Origin of the sequence: Bradyrhizobium sp. G127 (genome assembly GCF_021502575.1) — a bacterium.
Lineage (GTDB): Bacteria > Pseudomonadota > Alphaproteobacteria > Rhizobiales > Xanthobacteraceae > Afipia.
The window spans coordinates 807,609-824,049 of the sequence record NZ_JAKFGN010000001.1; the positions used below are offsets into that span (position 1 = coordinate 807,609).

Annotated in this window: 16 protein-coding genes and 1 other RNA gene; 6 read left to right on the top strand and 11 right to left on the bottom strand. The window is 62.6% G+C overall.

Annotated elements, in window-relative coordinates; translation table 11 throughout:
- Positions 1-88: 88 nt before the first annotated feature.
- From LVY71_RS03860 to tkt, 10 genes are all read right to left on the bottom strand, one after another.
- Positions 89-538, bottom strand: coding sequence for a GNAT family N-acetyltransferase (locus tag LVY71_RS03860; RefSeq protein WP_235098347.1), 450 nt, complete (start codon positions 536-538; stop codon positions 89-91).
- Positions 539-545: 7 nt separating this feature from the next.
- On the bottom strand, positions 546-1,574 hold the full coding sequence (locus LVY71_RS03865; protein ID WP_235098349.1) for a peptidoglycan -binding protein: 1,029 nt from the start codon (positions 1,572-1,574) through the stop codon (positions 546-548).
- A 17-nt stretch (positions 1,575-1,591) separates the two neighbouring features.
- On the bottom strand, positions 1,592-2,587 hold the full coding sequence (locus LVY71_RS03870) for a flagellar motor protein MotA (RefSeq protein WP_235098351.1): 996 nt from the start codon (positions 2,585-2,587) through the stop codon (positions 1,592-1,594).
- A gap of 303 nt (positions 2,588-2,890) precedes the next feature.
- Positions 2,891-3,682 carry an inositol monophosphatase family protein gene (locus LVY71_RS03875; protein ID WP_235098354.1) on the bottom strand — a complete coding sequence of 264 codons (792 nt, stop codon included), beginning with the start codon at positions 3,680-3,682 and terminating at the stop codon, positions 2,891-2,893.
- Positions 3,683-3,853: 171 nt separating this feature from the next.
- Entirely contained in the window at positions 3,854-4,951 is a 1,098-nt protein-coding gene (locus LVY71_RS03880; RefSeq protein ID WP_235098356.1) for an HcpA family protein, read from the bottom strand.
- 7 nt (positions 4,952-4,958) lie between these two features.
- Positions 4,959-5,639 (bottom strand): thiamine phosphate synthase, encoded by a 681-nt coding sequence (locus tag LVY71_RS03885; RefSeq protein WP_235098358.1) that lies wholly within the window; start codon positions 5,637-5,639, stop codon positions 4,959-4,961.
- Positions 5,640-5,711: 72 nt separating this feature from the next.
- The gene (gene fba / locus LVY71_RS03890; protein WP_235098362.1) at positions 5,712-6,779 is read right to left on the bottom strand and encodes a class II fructose-bisphosphate aldolase; all 1,068 of its coding nucleotides are present in this window, start codon (positions 6,777-6,779) and stop codon (positions 5,712-5,714) included.
- Positions 6,780-6,908: 129 nt separating this feature from the next.
- On the bottom strand, positions 6,909-8,105 hold the full coding sequence (locus LVY71_RS03895) for a phosphoglycerate kinase (RefSeq protein WP_235098365.1): 1,197 nt from the start codon (positions 8,103-8,105) through the stop codon (positions 6,909-6,911).
- 163 nt (positions 8,106-8,268) lie between these two features.
- Positions 8,269-9,276, bottom strand: a complete 1,008-nt coding sequence (gap, locus tag LVY71_RS03900) for a type I glyceraldehyde-3-phosphate dehydrogenase (RefSeq protein ID WP_235098367.1) — start codon at positions 9,274-9,276, stop codon at positions 8,269-8,271.
- Positions 9,277-9,463: 187 nt separating this feature from the next.
- Positions 9,464-11,449: a transketolase gene (gene tkt / locus LVY71_RS03905; RefSeq protein WP_235098369.1), complete on the bottom strand. Its 1,986-nt coding sequence runs from the start codon at positions 11,447-11,449 to the stop codon at positions 9,464-9,466.
- Between the two features lie 266 nt (positions 11,450-11,715).
- Here tkt and LVY71_RS03910 point away from each other — a divergent pair, with 266 nt between their 5' ends.
- The 6 genes from LVY71_RS03910 (at position 11,716) to LVY71_RS03935 (ending at position 14,610) form a co-directional block, all read left to right on the top strand.
- The gene (locus tag LVY71_RS03910) at positions 11,716-12,045 is read left to right on the top strand and encodes a DUF4164 domain-containing protein (protein WP_235098371.1); all 330 of its coding nucleotides are present in this window, start codon (positions 11,716-11,718) and stop codon (positions 12,043-12,045) included.
- A 10-nt stretch (positions 12,046-12,055) separates the two neighbouring features.
- A complete protein-coding gene (locus LVY71_RS03915) occupies positions 12,056-12,439 on the top strand; it encodes a cell division protein ZapA (protein ID WP_235098373.1) in 384 nt (127 codons plus the stop codon).
- Positions 12,440-12,495: 56 nt separating this feature from the next.
- A non-coding RNA gene (gene ssrS / locus LVY71_RS03920) (6S RNA) lies at positions 12,496-12,656 on the top strand.
- 60 nt (positions 12,657-12,716) lie between these two features.
- On the top strand, positions 12,717-13,307 hold the full coding sequence (locus LVY71_RS03925) for a 5-formyltetrahydrofolate cyclo-ligase (protein WP_235098375.1): 591 nt from the start codon (positions 12,717-12,719) through the stop codon (positions 13,305-13,307).
- A gap of 1 nt (position 13,308) precedes the next feature.
- Positions 13,309-13,788, top strand: coding sequence for a hypothetical protein (locus LVY71_RS03930; protein WP_235098376.1), 480 nt, complete (start codon positions 13,309-13,311; stop codon positions 13,786-13,788).
- A gap of 3 nt (positions 13,789-13,791) precedes the next feature.
- Positions 13,792-14,610 carry a TIGR00282 family metallophosphoesterase gene (locus LVY71_RS03935; protein WP_235098379.1) on the top strand — a complete coding sequence of 273 codons (819 nt, stop codon included), beginning with the start codon at positions 13,792-13,794 and terminating at the stop codon, positions 14,608-14,610.
- Between the two features lie 3 nt (positions 14,611-14,613).
- Here LVY71_RS03935 and LVY71_RS03940 read toward each other — a convergent pair whose 3' ends face one another.
- A complete protein-coding gene (locus tag LVY71_RS03940; RefSeq protein ID WP_235098380.1) occupies positions 14,614-16,368 on the bottom strand; it encodes a methyl-accepting chemotaxis protein in 1,755 nt (584 codons plus the stop codon).
- Positions 16,369-16,441: the final 73 nt, after the last annotated feature.

The following is a 16,441-nucleotide window of genomic DNA, read 5'->3' on the forward strand; positions in this document are numbered from 1 at the left end:
GAGCGAAGCGAAGCAATCCAGAGCAACAAGCAAGACTGGACTGGATTGCCTCGTCGCAAGTGCTCCTCGCAATGATGTTATGTGGTCGCTACGGCCTCCACGCCATTCCATACACCTTCCGTCCCGACACCGGATTGATGTCGTCGTGGGTGTGCACGAAGCCGTTGCGCTCATAGAAGCGAATGGCGCGGGCGTTGTCGGTGTTGACCAGCAGCGTGATGCCCTTCGGCGACATCCTCTTCGCCTCGGCGATCAGCGTATTGCCCAGGTTCGATCCCCATTCCTCCGGCGCGACCACGAGCTGGTCGAGATAGCCGCTGGCGTCGACGGTTACGAAACCGATCATCCGGTCGCTTCGTGAGGCGACCATGATCCTTGCAACAGGCACCAGTTCATCGCGCCAGCGCGTGCGCCAGCCCTCCAGCCGCTGCGCAAAATCGATCGACGGATAGGCCTGTTGCCATGTGCGAAACCACAGATCGATGGCCGCGTCCTCGTCGCCGTCCGTGTAGGGCCGCAGCGTGAAATCTGCGCTCATGCGCGTATCATCGCTCGGTGAGCTTCAACTCGATGCGGCGATTGCGCTTGTAGGCCTCCTCAGTCGTTCCGGGGTCGAGCGGCTGAAATTCCGCGAAGCCTGCAGCGACCAGGCGCTGCGCCGGCACGCCGAGCGAGACCAGATACTGCACCACCGAAATGGCGCGCGCCGACGACAGTTCCCAGTTCGACTTGAACTGCGGGCTGTTGATTGGCCGCACGTCGGTGTGGCCGTCCACGCGCAGCACCCAGGCGATTTCAGCCGGAATCTGTTTATCCAGATCGATCAGCGCCGCGGCGAGCTTGTCGAGTTCGGCGCGGCCTTCCGGCAAGAGTAATGCCTGTCCGGTGTCGAAGAACACTTCCGACTGGAACACGAAACGATCACCCACGACGCGGATATCCGGCCGGTTGCCGAGAATGGTGCGCAGCCGTCCGAAGAATTCGGAGCGATAGCGCGACAGTTCCTGCACGCGCTGCGCGAGCGCCACGTTGAGCCGCTGGCCAAGGTCGGCGATCTTGCCTTGCGATTCCTTGTCGCGCTTTTCGGACGCGTCCAGCGCTTCCTCGAGCGCGGCGAGCTGGCGGCGCAGTGCGCTGATCTGCTGGTTCAGCACCTCGATCTGGGCGAGCGCGCGCGCGGAAACCTGCTTTTCGGAGTCCAGCGCCTTGCCGAGTTCGGTGGCGCGTCCGGCGGCGTTGGCGCCTGCGCCAGCAAGGCCGTCATAGAGGCCTTTGACCCGGTCGCGTTCGGCTTCGGCAGAGGCGAGACCGGCGCGCATTTGCGACAGTTGATCGTCGAGGCTGAGCTTGCCGAGCTTTTCTAGCGAGAGAAGGTCGTTAAGCTGCGCGATCTGAGCATTGAGCCGCTCCAGCGCCTTGTCCTTGCCGGTGACCTCCTGCGACAGGAAGAACTGCACGACCAGAAACACCGACAGCAGGAACACGATGGCCAGCACCAGCGTCGATAAGGCATCGACGAAGCCGGGCCAGTAATTGAACCCCGGGTCGCTGCGGCGTGATCGCGAAAGCGCCATGATCTGCTATCCCCGGTTCAGTTCTTCTCAGGCTGCCGCGCGAGTTTCTCCAGAAGGTTCTTGATCTCGCGATTCTGTTCGCCCTGACCGTCGGCCCATTCGCGGATCAGTTGCTGCTCGCTGCGCATGTGATGCACAAGGCCCTGAATAGCCTCTGCGAGATTGGCCATCGCTGTGGTCGAGGCGCGGTTCGATCCCATTTCTTCCACCGCCGTCCGTAGCCGGTCGAAGGCGGGGCTGAAATCACCGCCGATGCCGACGTGACCGTCGCCGGCATATTCCTGCACGGTCTCGGCGAGCCAGTCTTCCAGATCGGTGTAGAAACGATTCTGCGCCTGGCTCGACTGCAGATCTAGAAAGCCAAGGATCAGCGATCCGGCGAGGCCGAACAGCGAGGACGAGAACGAAATGCCCATGCCGCCGAGTGGCGCAGCAAGGCCTTCCTTCAGCGTGTCGAACACCGACCCGGCATCGCCGCCGACCTTGAGTCCTTCGATCACTTTGCCGACCGAACCGACGGTCTCGATCAGGCCCCAGAACGTGCCGAGCAGGCCAAGGAAAACCAGCAGACCTGTCATGTAGCGCGACAGGTCGCGCGCCTCGTCAAGGCGGGTGGCGATGGAATCCAGCAGATGCCGCATGGTCTGCTGCGAAATGCTCATGCGGCCGGAGCGATGGCTCAGCATCGCGGCCATCGGCGCCAGCAGTGTCGGGCGGCGGTCCACGGCCAGGCCAGGATCGGAGATGCGGAAGCTGTTGACCCACGCAATTTCCGGATAGAGCCGGATCACCTGCCGGAACGCCAGAATGATGCCGATGGCGAGAACACCGGCGATCAAGGCGTTGAGACCGGGATTGGCGAGAAAGGCCAGCCAGATCTGTTTGTAGAGCACCACGACAATCAGCCCGCACAGGATCAGGAACACCAGCATCCGGACCAGAAAGATTCGAGGCGACGACAGTTTGGTGACGCTGATGTCGGCTGAGGTGCTGGGTGGGGGATTTTTCGCCATGGTGGATGGTCAATCCTTCTCCGGGAAACGTCGGCCATCAATATGGCACAGCAGCGGCCGGAAAAAAATGCCGCCGCCAATGTGCTGGCAGGGAGGAACTGGCGGGAGCAGAAACTGGCGGGATGATACCAACAGGCGTTATCCCCCGCGAATGCGGAGACCCAAATCCTCTAATTTTGTTGAGGGCCGTGAAATTTTCTCTGACTCGGATGGTCCCGCTTCCGCGGGTGCGATAACCGAGTCTTTAGCGCAAGACGCGCCCTTACATCCGTAACATCCGCTGTCCGGGCGAATGTGCGGGTATCAGCCCAATGGCTTTAAAATCTTCACGAGTTCGCGCTGGATGGTTTCGTTGCCGCAGACCACATGGCCGGTCGCCATCGCCGTGTCGCCGCCTTCGATGCCGCTGACCACGCCACCGGCCTCGCGCACCATGATGAGTCCTGCCGCAATGTCCCACGGCTGGAGATTGCGCTCCCAGTAGCCGTCGAGACGGCCAGCCGCGACATACGCGAGATCGAGTGAGGCTGCTCCGAAACGGCGCAGACCCGCCACGCGATTCTGGATTTCCGTCATCTCGCGCCGCGAAAGCTCGTGGTCGCCGCGCCCGATATGCGGCAGGCCGCAGGCGATCACGCAGTCGCTGAGCTGCTTGCGCGCCGCGACGCGCAGGCGGGTGTCGTTAAGGAACGCGCCCTTGCCGCGCTCGGCGATGTAAAGTTCATCGGTGGCGGGATTGTAGATCACGCCCGCGACGATCACGCCCTCGCGCTGCAGCCCGATCGAGATCGCGAACTGCGGAATGCCGTGAAGAAAATTGGTGGTGCCGTCGAGCGGGTCCACGATCCATGTGTTGGATTTGTCGGTGCCCTCGCGAGAGCCGCCTTCCTCGCCGAGAAAGCCGTAGCCGGGCCGCGCCTTGGTCAGGTCGTCATAGAGCATTTGCTCCGCGCGCTTGTCCGCAAGCGAGACGAAATTGGCCGGACCTTTCAGCGACACCTGAAGGTTCTCGATCTCGCCGAGATCGCGGCTAAGAGCGCGGCCGGCGCGGCGCGCGGCCTTGACCATGACATTGATGAGCGCTGAATGAAGCATCGTTTCGGCTTGATGGGATCGGCCGGGGCCGGATCGGGATAAGGGGTGGTGCTGTGGGCGGGATGCTTGGCGTCAAAGCGCAGGCGCGTCAAGGGCGATAACGGCTGCCGAGGCGGTTTCGGGCGAAGCGGACCGGCTGGTGCGACGAAAGCGCGTCACAGAGGACCTGTTTCATTTCGTGCCAAACCACTTCTTCGCGAGGTCTTCGGCCTTGGCCTTGTCGAGCGGTTGAAGCTGCGCGAATTGCGCATCGAGATCTGGATCGCTTCCGCCGGCGGTCTTGGCGATCAGATGCCATTTGAAGCCCTGAACCTTGTCGGCGGGAACTCCGAGCCCGTCGACGAGAATACGCGCGAGGCGGTTCTGCGCGATCGGGCTGTTCTGCCGCGCGGCGCGGGTGAGAACGGCGACCGCCAGCGGAACGTCTTTCGGCGTGCCGGTGCCGTTGAACAGCGCAATTCCATATTCCACGGCGGCGTCGAGATTGTCGGCCATCGCTGCTGCGCGCATCAGCTTGGCGGCCTCGACGACATTCTTCTCCACGCCGCGGCCTTCCTTGTAGAAGGTGGCGAGCGCGTATTGCGCTTCCGGATTGCCGGCGTCGGCGGCCTGCCGGAACAGTTCGGCAGCGCGCTTGATGTCCTGCGGAAAGACCTGGCCTTCGAGATAGAGCAGGCCGAGATTATAGGCTGCTGCTGCTTTTCCAAGTTTGGCCGATGACGCCAACAGCCGCGCGCCTTCCTCGCGGTTCGGAGGCGCCGGCCGGCCGGAAATCTTCATCATGCCGAGGGCGAACATCGCTTCGCGGTCGCCGCGGTCGGCGGCCTGCTTGTACCATTCCGCGGCCTTGGCATCGTCGCGCTTGATGCCGAGTGCATTGGAATAGAGCTCGCCCAGCAGCGTCATCGATCTGGGATCGCCTTGCTCCTGCGCGCGCTTCAGCGCGATATTGAAGGCTGTGCGATAAAGCCCCTGCTGATAGGCGCCGTAGGCGAGATCGGCGTTCGGATCGTCAGGAACAACCGGCGCTGCCGCCTTTGCGGGTTCGGTCTTCTTCTGCTTCTGCGCATCGGGTTTCGGAGCGGCTTTGGGAGACGCAGGTTTCGCCTTTGCAGCAGGCGTCTCGGCAGGTTTGATGGGCTCCGGAAAAGGATTCGGTTGTGTGCCCTGCGCGACGGCGTTCGCCGATAATGCGACAACCCCGGCAACCAGCGACGCGAGCAATCCCGCACGGGCGGCTGATGGTATGGCGCGGCGAAGCCCGGTCATCGCAATCCTATCCTTCTGCGACCGTGGCTTTTGCAAAAGAGGCCTTGAAACCCTGCGCGATGGCATCGGCGGCTTCAACCAGCGCCGCTTGCGGGCCGCGCGCATCCTGCCAGATGAAATCGCCGACCAGAACGAAATCCGCGCCGGCCGACGCGAACAGGCGCGCTTCATCCAGCGAGGTGGCGAAGCCGACGCATGGCGGTTCGAACAATTCCGCCCACCAGCCGAGCCGTTCACCGATGGCGTCCGGCGATGGCCGCGCGCCCTGAGCATCCGGTTCGCCGAACAGCACATAATCAGCACCGGCTTCGCCGGCGACCATGGCGTCGTGACGCGTGATCAGTCCGCCGACGCCGAGAATGCGGTCCGGCTTCAGCGTCGGCATGGCTTCCTGCATGGCCTCGACGCCGCTGACATTGGCGCCGTCCGCGCCGGAGCGCGCAACCTGCTCATAGTGACCGTCGAGCAGAAAGGCCGCGCCTGCGTTCTGAACGACCGGCGCGAGCGCCTTGGTGCGCTGGATAATACCGCGCTCGTCACCGGGCGTGAGACGCAGCAGGATGGCGGCGACATCGGCAGCGGCCAGCAGCGCGGGCAGTTGCGATGCGAGCGGCGCGGGGTCGGCAACCAGCGGCGTCGCAAGGTAAAGCCGTGGCGCCGGGCGCGGTGGGACGGGTTTGGTGGCCATGATGTCGGTGTGATGCCCCCGGACTGCGGCCAAAAAAGGGGCGGGACATGTCCCGCCCTGTCGATCAGAGGGTTACGCGATCTTCGGCGCGAGTTCGCCCCTGGCGTAGCGCTGCGCCATCTGGGCCGTGGTCAGCACCTTTTTGATCTTGCTGGCCTGGCCCGCGGTGTTGAACTCCTGCAACCGCTCCTTGCACAGCTTGGTCATCGCTTCCATCGCCGGCTTGAGATACTTGCGCGGATCGAACTCGCTGGGATTTTCCGCAAGCACCTTGCGGATCTGGCCGGTCATCGCCATGCGGTTATCGGTGTCGATGTTGATCTTGCGCACGCCGTTCTTGATGCCGCGCTGGATTTCCGCGACCGGCACGCCCCAGGTCGGCTTCATCTGGCCGCCGAACTTGTTGATGATGTCCTGCAAATCCTGCGGCACCGACGACGAACCGTGCATCACAAGATGCGTGTTGGGCAGCTTGCGGTGGATTTCCTCGATCACGTTCATGGCGAGGATGTTGCCGTCCGGCTTGCGGGTGAACTTGTAGGCGCCGTGCGAGGTGCCCATTGCAATCGCCAATGCGTCGACCTGCGTTTCCTTGACGAATTTCACCGCTTCGTCGGGGTTGGTCAGAAGCTGGTCGTGGGAGAGTTTGCCCTCCGCGCCGTGGCCGTCTTCCTTGTCGCCCATGCCGGTCTCCAGCGAACCCAACACGCCGAGTTCGCCTTCCACAGAGATGCCGCCGAGATGCGCCATGTCGGTGACCGTCTTGGTCACGCCGACATTGTAGTCCCAGTCGCCCGGCGTCTTGCCGTCGGCCTTCAGCGAGCCGTCCATCATTACCGAGGTGAAGCCGGCCTGGATCGCCGTCATGCAGGTGGCGGGCTCGTTGCCGTGATCGAGATGCACGCAGACGGGAATCTGCGGATAGATTTCCGTCACCGCGTCCATCATGTGCTTCAGCATCACGTCGTTGGCGTAGGAGCGTGCGCCGCGCGAGGCCTGGATGATGACCGGCGCGTCCAGGGAACTGGCGGCTTCCATGATCGCCAGTGCCTGCTCCATGTTGTTGATGTTGAACGCGGGCACGCCGTAATCGTTCTCCGCCGCATGATCCAGCAATTGACGCAATGTGATGCGAGCCATGTGACCTTGTCTCCGTGGTCTTTAGTCAACGCCAGAGGCGCCTGATCTGTTGAAATTACTAGTGTTCCGAATCCGAAATTCGCCTAACCCTGCAGCGTCTTCCTAGCGAACTTCGGATTCGAAAGGACACTAGCGTACTCTAAGAACCTCGACGCCGGGCAAAGGTTTCCCTTCCATCCATTCCAGGAACGCGCCGCCCGCCGTTGAAACGTAAGTGAAATCTTCCGCGACGCCAGCGTGGTTCAACGCCGCAACGGTGTCGCCGCCGCCGGCGACGGAAATCAGGTTGCCTTCGCGCGTGCGTCCGGCCGCGTGCCGCGCAGCCTGCACCGTGCCGCGATCGAACGGCTTGCTCTCGAAGGCGCCGAGCGGGCCATTCCAGACGACAGTCGCGGCATCGTCGAACGCCGCGCGCACGCGATCGACCGACTTCGGCCCGATGTCGAGGATCATGGTGTCAGCCGGCACTGCATCGAGGCCGTAGGCGTGGGACGCGGCATTGGCCTTGAATTCTCTCGCAACGATCACATCGACCGGCAGAATGACGGCGCATTTCGCCGCTTCCGCCTTCTCCAGAATGCGCAGCGCCGTCGGCGCAAGCTCTTTCTCGCATAGCGATTTGCCGACATCGACGCCCTGCGCGTGCAGGAAGGTGTTGGCCATGCCGCCGCCGATCACCAGCGCGTCTACTTTGGTGACAAGGTTTTCGAGGAGATCGAGCTTGGTCGAAACTTTTGCGCCGCCGATGACTGCGATCACCGGATGGGTCGGGGCTTCCAGCGCCTTGGTCAGCGCGTCGAGTTCGGCCTGCATCGAGCGGCCAGCATAGGCGGGGAGTACATGGCCGAGACCTTCGGTCGAGGCGTGGGCGCGGTGCGCGGTCGAGAACGCGTCGTTGACCCAAATGTCACCGAGCTTCGCCAGTTCGGCGACGAAAGCCGGGTCGTTCTTTTCCTCGCCCTTGTGGAAGCGGGTGTTCTCCAGGCAGATGATGTCGCCGTCCTGCATGGTGGCGACCGCCGCCTGGGCCTTCTCGCCGATGCAGTCGCCGACGAATTCGACATGACGGCGCAGCAGGTAGGCCAGCATGATTGCGACCGGCTTGAGCGACTCCTTCGGATCGAAGCCCTTCGGCCGGCCGAAGTGCGAGAGCAGAATGACCCTGCCGCCATGATCGGAGATTTGGACAATGGTCTTGGCGACGCGTTCCAGCCGCGTGGTGTCGGACACGCGGCCGTTGTCCATGGGCACGTTGAGATCGACGCGCAGCAGCACGCGCTTTCCCTTTACGTCAGCATCATCGAGCGTGCGAAAAGATTTCGTCATCGATTCCCTGTCCCGGACGCGGTGCAGCGCCTTGAGCGCGGTAACGCGCGTCTTCGACATGCTATGGCGGTGCGCCGCAGAGCCGGGACCGCCAGAACATGAAACGGCCCCGGGTCAGCAATGCGCCACTGCGTGATGCGTTGTCGACCCGGGACAAGAAGATTCAGATCAGCTTGCTCATCGCAGCGGCGGTGTCGGCCATGCGGTTGGAGAAGCCCCACTCGTTATCGTACCACGACAGCACGCGCACCAGTGTTCCGCCCTGCACCTTGGTCTGGTCGAAGGCGAAGGTGGAGGAGTGCGCGTCGTGGTTGAAGTCGATCGACACGTTGGGGTGGCTGGTGGTGCCGAGGATGCCTTTCAGTTCCTGCGAAGCCGCGCGCTTGATGGCGTCGTTGATCTCTTCCTTGGTGGTCGCGCGCTTGGCGACGATCTTGAGATCGATCACCGAGACGTTCGGCGTCGGCACGCGGATCGCGACGCCATCGAGCTTGCCCTGAAGTTCGGGCAGCACGAGACCGATGGCCTTCGCCGCGCCCGTCGAAGTCGGGATCATGGACAGCGCAGCCGCGCGGCCGCGGTAGAGATCGCTGTGCATGGTGTCCAGCGTCGGCTGGTCGCCGGTATAGGCGTGGATCGTGGTCATGAAACCGGTCTCGATGCCGACTGTGTCGTTCAATACCTTGGCGACCGGCGCGAGGCAGTTCGTGGTGCATGAGCCGTTCGAGACGACGAGGTGATCCTTGGTGAGCTTGTCGTGGTTGACGCCATAGACGATGGTCGCGTCCGCGCCGTCCGACGGAGCGGACACCAGCACGCGCTTGGCGCCTGCGGTGAGATGCGCCGATGCCTTGGCCTTGGCGCTGAAAATGCCCGTGCATTCCATCGCGATGTCGATGCCGAGATCCTTCCACGGCAGGGTCGCCGGATCGCGCACCGCGGTGACCTTGATCTTGCCGTTGCCGAGATCGATCGAGTCGCCCTCGACTTTCACTTCGCCGGGGAAGCGGCCATGCACCGAGTCAAAGCGGAGCAGGTGGGCGTTGGTTTCGACCGGCCCCAGATCGTTGATGGCGACGACCTGGATGTCCGTGCGCTTGGATTCATAGATGGCCCGCAGAATGTTGCGGCCGATACGGCCAAATCCATTGATCGCGACACGGACTGCCATTCAAGTTCTCCTCGATAGGTCGGAAATGACGATTTTCGAGGCGGTTTTTGCCCCGAATGACGCCACGATGCAATCACCTGAATCCCGAATGTTCGGGCAGGGTTATCAGGCCCGAAGCCTCCGGGGCTCCGGAATTTTATTTGCCGCGTTTCCTGCTGCGAGCCGGTGCCCGCATGGTCTGAAACGCCTAGAGCCGGGTCTGCGCAGCCTCTGCAACGGCCTCGGCGGTGATCCCGAAATGGCGGTACAATTCCTTGTAGGGAGCGCTGGCACCAAATCCGTCCATGCCCACGAAGATGCCGTCGGAACCGATGATCGCATCCCAGCCCTGCCGGATTGCCGCCTCGACCCCGATCTTCACCGGTGCGGTGCCGATGATGGCGTCCCGCCTGGCCTTCGGAAGTTCCAGCAACAGATCCATGCAGGGGACGGAGACCACCCGCGTCGGAATGCCGCGCGCGGCCAATAGCTTCTGGGCTTCGACCGCCAGAGAGACTTCCGAGCCCGATGCGAAGATCGAGACTTTCGCCTCGCCATCGGCCTTTGAGATTTCGTAGGCGCCGTCGGCGCACTTGTTACTGGTGTCGTTCGAAAGGCGCAGCTGTGGCAGGTTCTGGCGGGTCAGCGCGAGCACGCTCGGGCGGTCCTTGGCTTCGAGCGCGAGCTGCCAGCATTCCAGCGTCTCGACGGTGTCGCAGGGCCGGAACACGTTGAGATTGGGAATCGCGCGCAGCGCCGCCATATGCTCGACAGGCTGGTGGGTTGGGCCGTCTTCGCCGAGACCGATCGAATCGTGGGTCAGCACATGGATCACCCGCTCGCCCATCAGCGCGGACAGCCGCAGCGCCGGGCGCAGATAATCCGAGAACACGAGGAATGTGCCGGAATATGGAATAAGCCCGCCATGCAGCGCCATGCCGTTCATGGCGGCGGCCATGCCATGCTCGCGGATGCCGTAGTTGACGTAGCGTCCGCCGTAGTTGTTGGCGGACACGGCGACCATGCCTTTGACGCGGGTGTTGTTGGAGCCGGTGAGATCGGCCGACCCGCCGATCATTTCCGGCACGGCGGCAGTGAGCACTTCCAGCGTCTGTTCGGAAGCGGTGCGGGTGGCAATTTCCTTTGGCGCCGCAGCCAGCGACGCTTTCATCTTCGCCACAGCTTCGGCCAGCGCCTTGGCGGGAAGATCACCCTTCACGCGGCGCTCGAATTCGGCGCGCACGCCGGCATCTTTCGCGCCGACGGTCTTGGTCCATGCTTCGCGGGCGGCCTTGCCGCGCGATCCGGCGGCGCGCCATGCGTCGAGAATGTCCTGCGGAACTTCGAACGGCGGCGAATCCCACTTCAGGTTCTTGCGTGCGCCGGCGATTTCATCGGCCCCGAGCGGCGAGCCGTGCGATTTCTCCGAGCCCGCCTTGTTTGGCGCGCCGAAACCGATTGTGGTCTTGCAGGCGATCAGGCTCGGGCGGTCGGACTTCTGCGCGCGGGCCAATGCATCCGCAATCGCTTTCGGATTGTGACCGTCGACACGTTCGGCAGTCCAGCCGGCTGACTCGAAGCGCTTCAGCTGATCGACGGAATCCGACAATGAGATCGCGCCGTCGATGGAAATGCCGTTATCGTCGAACAGCACGACCAGCCGGTTGAGCTTGAGGTGTCCGGCAAAGGCGATGGCTTCCTGGCTGATGCCTTCCATCAGGTCGCCGTCCGATGCCAGCACGTAGGTGTGGTGATCGACGATATCGCCGCCGAATTCCGCCGCCATGTGGCGCTCCGCCAACGCCATCCCGACAGCGGTGGCGATGCCCTGACCGAGCGGACCGGTGGTGGTCTCGATGCCAGGCGTGATGAAGTTTTCCGGATGACCCGGCGTCAGCGAACCGAGCTGGCGGAAATTCTTGATCTGCTCGATGGTCATCGACGCATTGCCGGTGAGATACAGCAGCGCGTAGAGCAGCATCGAGCCGTGCCCCGCCGAGAGCACGAAGCGGTCGCGGTCCGGCCATGTCGGGTCGCTGGCGTCGAACTTCAGGAATTGCGTGAAAAGAACCGTCGCGACGTCCGCCGCGCCCATCGGCAGGCCGGGATGGCCCGATTTGGCCTTTTCCACGGCATCCATGGCGAGTGCGCGAATCGCATTGGCCATACGGGAAGGATCGACACGCACAGTCATGGAGGTCCGCCTGACATTCGGTGAGGGAAGTGGCCGCATGTCTCAAAAATGACACGGCCAGGGAAGCTTTCACCGGGTGGATAGCATCGAGAAACCCTTGAGTCCAAGGGGGCTGGCCCGTTTCTGCCACGGAGTTTTCGCTTTGTGTGCATAGCTTGCGGCCGGCGTTGCGCGCGGCTCTTCCGGGCCGTAAATTTATCCGCCTAACTACTTGCCGGTCCGCCATTTTTGCGATGCCGGCCAGAACAAAAGGCCGCCGTTCCGTGATGACCGATCGCAGTGCCAACGGTTTCGCCAATCCAGAGCCCGCCCCGGCGGGAGCGAGCGATATTGAACTCGCGACGCGGCGGCTTGCTGCGGCGCTGGATGCGCTCGAAAGCGCCGTCGAACGGCGGCGGGATGCCGACCGCGCGGATGAGGAACTCGGTGCACGAATCCAGGCGCTCGGCGCCGATCGTTCGCGCCTTGCCAACGAACTCGACGGCACGCTGGTACGGTCTCGCGCGCTGGAGCGGACCAACCGCGAGATCGCGGAACGTCTCGACATCGCTATCGACACCATCCGCTCGGTTATCGATTCCGGAGAATCCCCATGAGAAAATTGCCATGAGTCACATCAACGTCGTGATCAACGGACGGCAATACCGGATGGCCTGCGAGGCCGGGCAGGAGAACCGTCTGTTGCGGCTGGCCGAGAGCCTGGAGGCGCGGATCGCCGGGTTGCGCGGCAAGTTCGGCGAAATCGGCGATCAGCGCCTGACCGTGATGGCGGCTTTGACCGTCGCCGACGAACTGGTTGATGCCGGACAGCGCATCCGGGGCCTTGAGGAAGAACTGAACGCATTGCGCGACGTCCGCGTGGTGGCGGCGGATCGCGCCCGTGCCACGCAGTCGGCGGTGGCCAATGCGCTGAATTCGGCCTCCGACCGCATCGAAAAGATGACCCAGGCGCTTAATCGTCCGCCACGCAACGGCATCGCGATCGGCTGAAGTCAATCGCAGCGGCATGGCTGGCGCTCCGCCGTGATCGTGACTACATTGGTTTGGCGAGGCTGCGTCGCGCGTCAGAAGCCATAATATCCCCGGGGCCTTATCGATCCTTTAGGGAACTGTCCCTGGCCGGGTCCGTGGACCCGATCATATGGTGCCCACCTACTTTCGTAGGTGCTCCGGGATCGAGTGCTTCAACGGCCATCGTGGCTTCGCACTTTTATTTTGGCTTCCGGCTTCTTGTCGCGCAGTGAGTGAATGACAGGGACTTAAGCCGGTGGATGGAAACCAATTCCTCGCAAATCTGAAGAACGACTTTCGGCGCGATGCGCTCGCGCGGCGCGACGCGTTGAGCGATAAGGCCCGGACCGATGCGGCCGAAGCCATCGCCGGCTCACCGTTGCCGGTCGAACTTCCTCCGGACACGATCGTCGCGGGCTATTCGCCGATCAATACCGAGCTTGATCCCTTTCCGTTGATGCACGCAGTTGCCGGGAAGGGCGCTGTCCTTGCCCTGCCGGTGATTATCGCGCGCGATCATGCGCTGATCTTTCGCGCCTGGCGATCGGGAGAGGGACTGGTGCGCGGGCCGTTCGGAATTTTCCAGCCGTCGTCCGACGCGCCCGAAGTCGATCCTGACATTGTGCTGGTACCGCTGGCCGCTTTCGACCGCGCCGGCCATCGCATCGGCTATGGCCGAGGTTACTACGACCGCACGCTGCAAAACCTTCGCGCGTCCAAAAAAATCACGGTGATCGGTCTCGCTTTTGCAGTGCAGGAAATCGAGACGGTGCCGCGACTTCCCCACGACGAGCAGCTCGATTGTGTGCTAACGGAACGCGGGCTGATTGATCTGCGGAGTTTGTAACGTGCAGTCATTTCCGCTTCCATATGCTGTTCAAATCGCGCAGGCGCTTGGGCCTTCTATAATCGCGCTCGCCGCACTGTTAATCACTGCCTACTTTGCTTGGAAGCAATGGAGCACAGCGCGCGACAGGCTTCGCCTCGATCTTTTCGACAAGCGCTACGCCTATTTTGTTGTCTTTCGTGAATTTATGATTTCTGTCATCCAGCATGGAGATGCGACGAACGATGATCTTCGGAAGTTTTGGCAGGGAATGATTGGGTCAGAATTTGTCTTCGACAAAGAGGTTACAGAATACGTTGAAAGTGTGAGAAAGCGCGCAGAGTTGCTTCGGTCCAAAAATCGGATACTCGAAAATATCGATAACGGCGAGGCGCGAGCTAGGATGGCTGACGAGGTTTCAAGCATCTTCCTGAGTATCAACGATGATTTTCCATTGCTTGAGCAGAAGTTTGCTAAATCAATGAACCTAGGAAGTATGTAAGACATGCGTATCCTGTTTGTCGGTGATGTGGTGGGACGAAGCGGCCGCATGGCCGTGAACGAAACCCTTCCGGGCCTTGTCCGTGATTGGAAACTCGATCTTGTCGTGGTCAACGGTGAAAACGCCGCGGGCGGCTTCGGCATTACCGAGGCGATCTATCATGAACTGCTTGAGGCGGGCGCGGATGCGATCACGCTCGGCAATCATTCGTGGGATCAGCGCGAGGCATTGGTTTTCATCGAGCGCGCGCCGCGTCTGATCCGCCCGGCGAATTTTCCGCCGGGCACACCGGGTCGCGGCGCCGCGCTGGTCGATACCAAGAGCGGCAAGCGCGCGCTGGTCATCAACGGCATCGGCCGCATCTTCATGCAGCCGTTCGACGATCCCTTCGCCATCATCGATCGCGAGTTGAACGCCTGTCCGTTGCGCGAAGCCGCCGATGCTGTGCTGGTGGATTTCCACGCCGAAGCGTCGAGCGAGAAGCAGGCCATTGGCTACTTCTGCGACGGCCGCGCCAGTCTCGTGGTCGGCACTCACACCCATGTGCCGACATCGGATCACCGGATTCTCCCGGGCGGCACCGCCTACATGACCGACGCCGGCATGACCGGCGACTATCAGTCGATCATCGGGATGGATCGGGAAGAACCGATCGGACGCTTCCTGCGCGGCTATCCGGCCGGGCGCTTCGAGCCTGCGGAGGGCGTCGCGACCTTGAGCGGCGTTGCGGTGGAAACCGACGATGCGACCGGCCTTGCCGAACGAGTCGCGCCCGTGCGCATCGGCCCGATGCTGGATCGGGCCGTGCCGGATTTCTGGTAATCCCTAGATTTTGTAGGCCGTCCTGAATCCGCCCCAGTGCCGGCCGTTGACGCGGATCGGCACGTCGATCTCGCGCATCATGATGGTCGTGCCGTTGCCCATGTCGCGGGCGTAGCTCTGGATCAGGTAGGAACGGATGTTGCGGCCTGCCGCGAGCCCGGCGGGATCGTTGAAGATGCGGCGGTTGCGTGAATTCGCCGTATTCCACGTGACGTCGCCCATGCGCTGCGGCTGCGAATAGATCTTGTTGTGCACGGGCAGATAGCCGTTGCGGTCGATGGCGACGCTGAAGGCGAGCCGCGGATCTTTGGCCAGGAACGCTTCCTGAAATTCCGGCAGCGCCCGGTCCGCCCAACCGAGAAAGCGGGTGCGGTGCTGCACTGGATCGGTGCTTTCGATCTTGATGTAATCTTCGTCGAACAGATCCTCGATCGATATGTCGCCTTTCGCGACGGCATTTTCGAATATCTTCGTGATCGTGTCGCCGGCCTCCATCGCCCGTGTGACGAATTCTGTATTCTCGTCGTGGATGCTCCAGACCTTGTCCTCGATCTTTCCCTTGAGCGTGGCATCGGGCGAAACGAATTCGGCGCGGACTCCCGCAGGCGTGCGCTCGGTCACCCGAACCTCGCAGGAGCCGATATCTTGCAGCGTTGCCCGCACGACCTGATTCTGGGACAGGGCATTGGCCTCCGCACCGGAAATCAGAATCCCGGCGATGGAGAGTTCGAGCGCCTCGGCCTTGATCGGAGACGGCTGTGCCGCGATCTCGATGTGAAGGCGGCACGGCATCCGCTCGGCCTTGCGCTCCTCGCCTTCGTTCTGGCGCAGCAGCACCGCGCAGCGCGTCTTCAGCTTTTCCGCGAACATCGTTACGGCCTTGCCGGCCTGTGCGACGCTCTCGCCGTGGGTTTCAGCTTCCTTGGCGGCGGTGTCGATTTCCGCGCTGCTGGTGCCGACCGAAACGATGAACTGCGAAGCCGACGCTGCGTTCTGCGCGATCTCGCCGGTGACTTCGGTCTGTTCGGCCACCGCGCCGTTGACATGTGCGAACACCGGCTTGATGGCATCGATCGCGGCGGTGATCCGGTGCACCGCGTCGAACGACGTCGCCGCGTCCTGCTGCAGCGCGTCGATCTTCTGCTTGATCTCTTCGGTCGCGCTCTGGGTCTGCACCGCCAGCGCCTTCACCTCGGAGGCCACGACGGCGAATCCACGGCCGGCGGAGCCCGCGCGCGCGGCTTCAATCGTAGAGTTGAGCGCGAGCAGCGTAGTTTGTTTGGCGATACTCGCGATCAGGTTGACCACGTTGCCGATCGCTGCCGAGGATTCGCGCAGCCGCTCGACATTCGCACCGGCTTCGCGCGCCGCGGCGCTGGCCTCGTCCGCGAGCTTGCTGGCGTCGCGCACCTGGGCGCCGATGCCGTGAGCCGATTGCGTGAATTTTTCCGCAGCCTGCGAGAAGGTTTCCGCGGTGGCTTGCGCGTCGCTGGTGCGGTCGGTCAGAGCGTCGGCGCGATGGCGAATGGCGTGGAGGGTGGTTGCAGTGGATTGCGCGCCGCTCGCCACGGAGGTGGCGGCGCGCTCGAGCTGGCGAATCATGGCGACCAGTTCGAGTTCGAGGAGTTCCAGAATCTCGCGGGCAGAGTCGTGATGCGACGCCGCGGCAGGTTCCGGCGCCGGGAGTGCCGGAGCTTCAGAGGCAATAGCGGGCATGGCCTGTTCTGGCTGCCGCTTCCGAAAAAGACCGAACGCCATGAGGGCTCTCTGAAATATATGAGTAATAGATAGGCAGTGTCTCATTCCGGCGTGAAGTCGCGGTTAACTTTCA

What these genes read in the sequence shown, in the direction of transcription:
- LVY71_RS03880 (WP_235098356.1), bottom strand. Translation starts at nt 4,951, where the DNA reads ATGACCGGGCTTCGCCGCGCCATACCATCAGCCGCCCGTGCGGGATTG.
- tkt (WP_235098369.1), bottom strand. Translation starts at nt 11,449, where the DNA reads ATGACTGTGCGTGTCGATCCTTCCCGTATGGCCAATGCGATTCGCGCA.
- LVY71_RS03885 (WP_235098358.1), bottom strand. Translation starts at nt 5,639, where the DNA reads ATGGCCACCAAACCCGTCCCACCGCGCCCGGCGCCACGGCTTTACCTT.
- LVY71_RS03935 (WP_235098379.1), top strand. Translation starts at nt 13,792, where the DNA reads ATGCGTATCCTGTTTGTCGGTGATGTGGTGGGACGAAGCGGCCGCATG.
- LVY71_RS03895 (WP_235098365.1), bottom strand. Translation starts at nt 8,105, where the DNA reads ATGACGAAATCTTTTCGCACGCTCGATGATGCTGACGTAAAGGGAAAG.
- fba (WP_235098362.1), bottom strand. Translation starts at nt 6,779, where the DNA reads ATGGCTCGCATCACATTGCGTCAATTGCTGGATCATGCGGCGGAGAAC.
- LVY71_RS03910 (WP_235098371.1), top strand. Translation starts at nt 11,716, where the DNA reads ATGACCGATCGCAGTGCCAACGGTTTCGCCAATCCAGAGCCCGCCCCG.
- LVY71_RS03870 (WP_235098351.1), bottom strand. Translation starts at nt 2,587, where the DNA reads ATGGCGAAAAATCCCCCACCCAGCACCTCAGCCGACATCAGCGTCACC.
- LVY71_RS03915 (WP_235098373.1), top strand. Translation starts at nt 12,056, where the DNA reads ATGAGTCACATCAACGTCGTGATCAACGGACGGCAATACCGGATGGCC.
- LVY71_RS03940 (WP_235098380.1), bottom strand. Translation starts at nt 16,368, where the DNA reads ATGGCGTTCGGTCTTTTTCGGAAGCGGCAGCCAGAACAGGCCATGCCC.
- gap (WP_235098367.1), bottom strand. Translation starts at nt 9,276, where the DNA reads ATGGCAGTCCGTGTCGCGATCAATGGATTTGGCCGTATCGGCCGCAAC.
- LVY71_RS03865 (WP_235098349.1), bottom strand. Translation starts at nt 1,574, where the DNA reads ATGGCGCTTTCGCGATCACGCCGCAGCGACCCGGGGTTCAATTACTGG.
- LVY71_RS03860 (WP_235098347.1), bottom strand. Translation starts at nt 538, where the DNA reads ATGAGCGCAGATTTCACGCTGCGGCCCTACACGGACGGCGACGAGGAC.
- LVY71_RS03875 (WP_235098354.1), bottom strand. Translation starts at nt 3,682, where the DNA reads ATGCTTCATTCAGCGCTCATCAATGTCATGGTCAAGGCCGCGCGCCGC.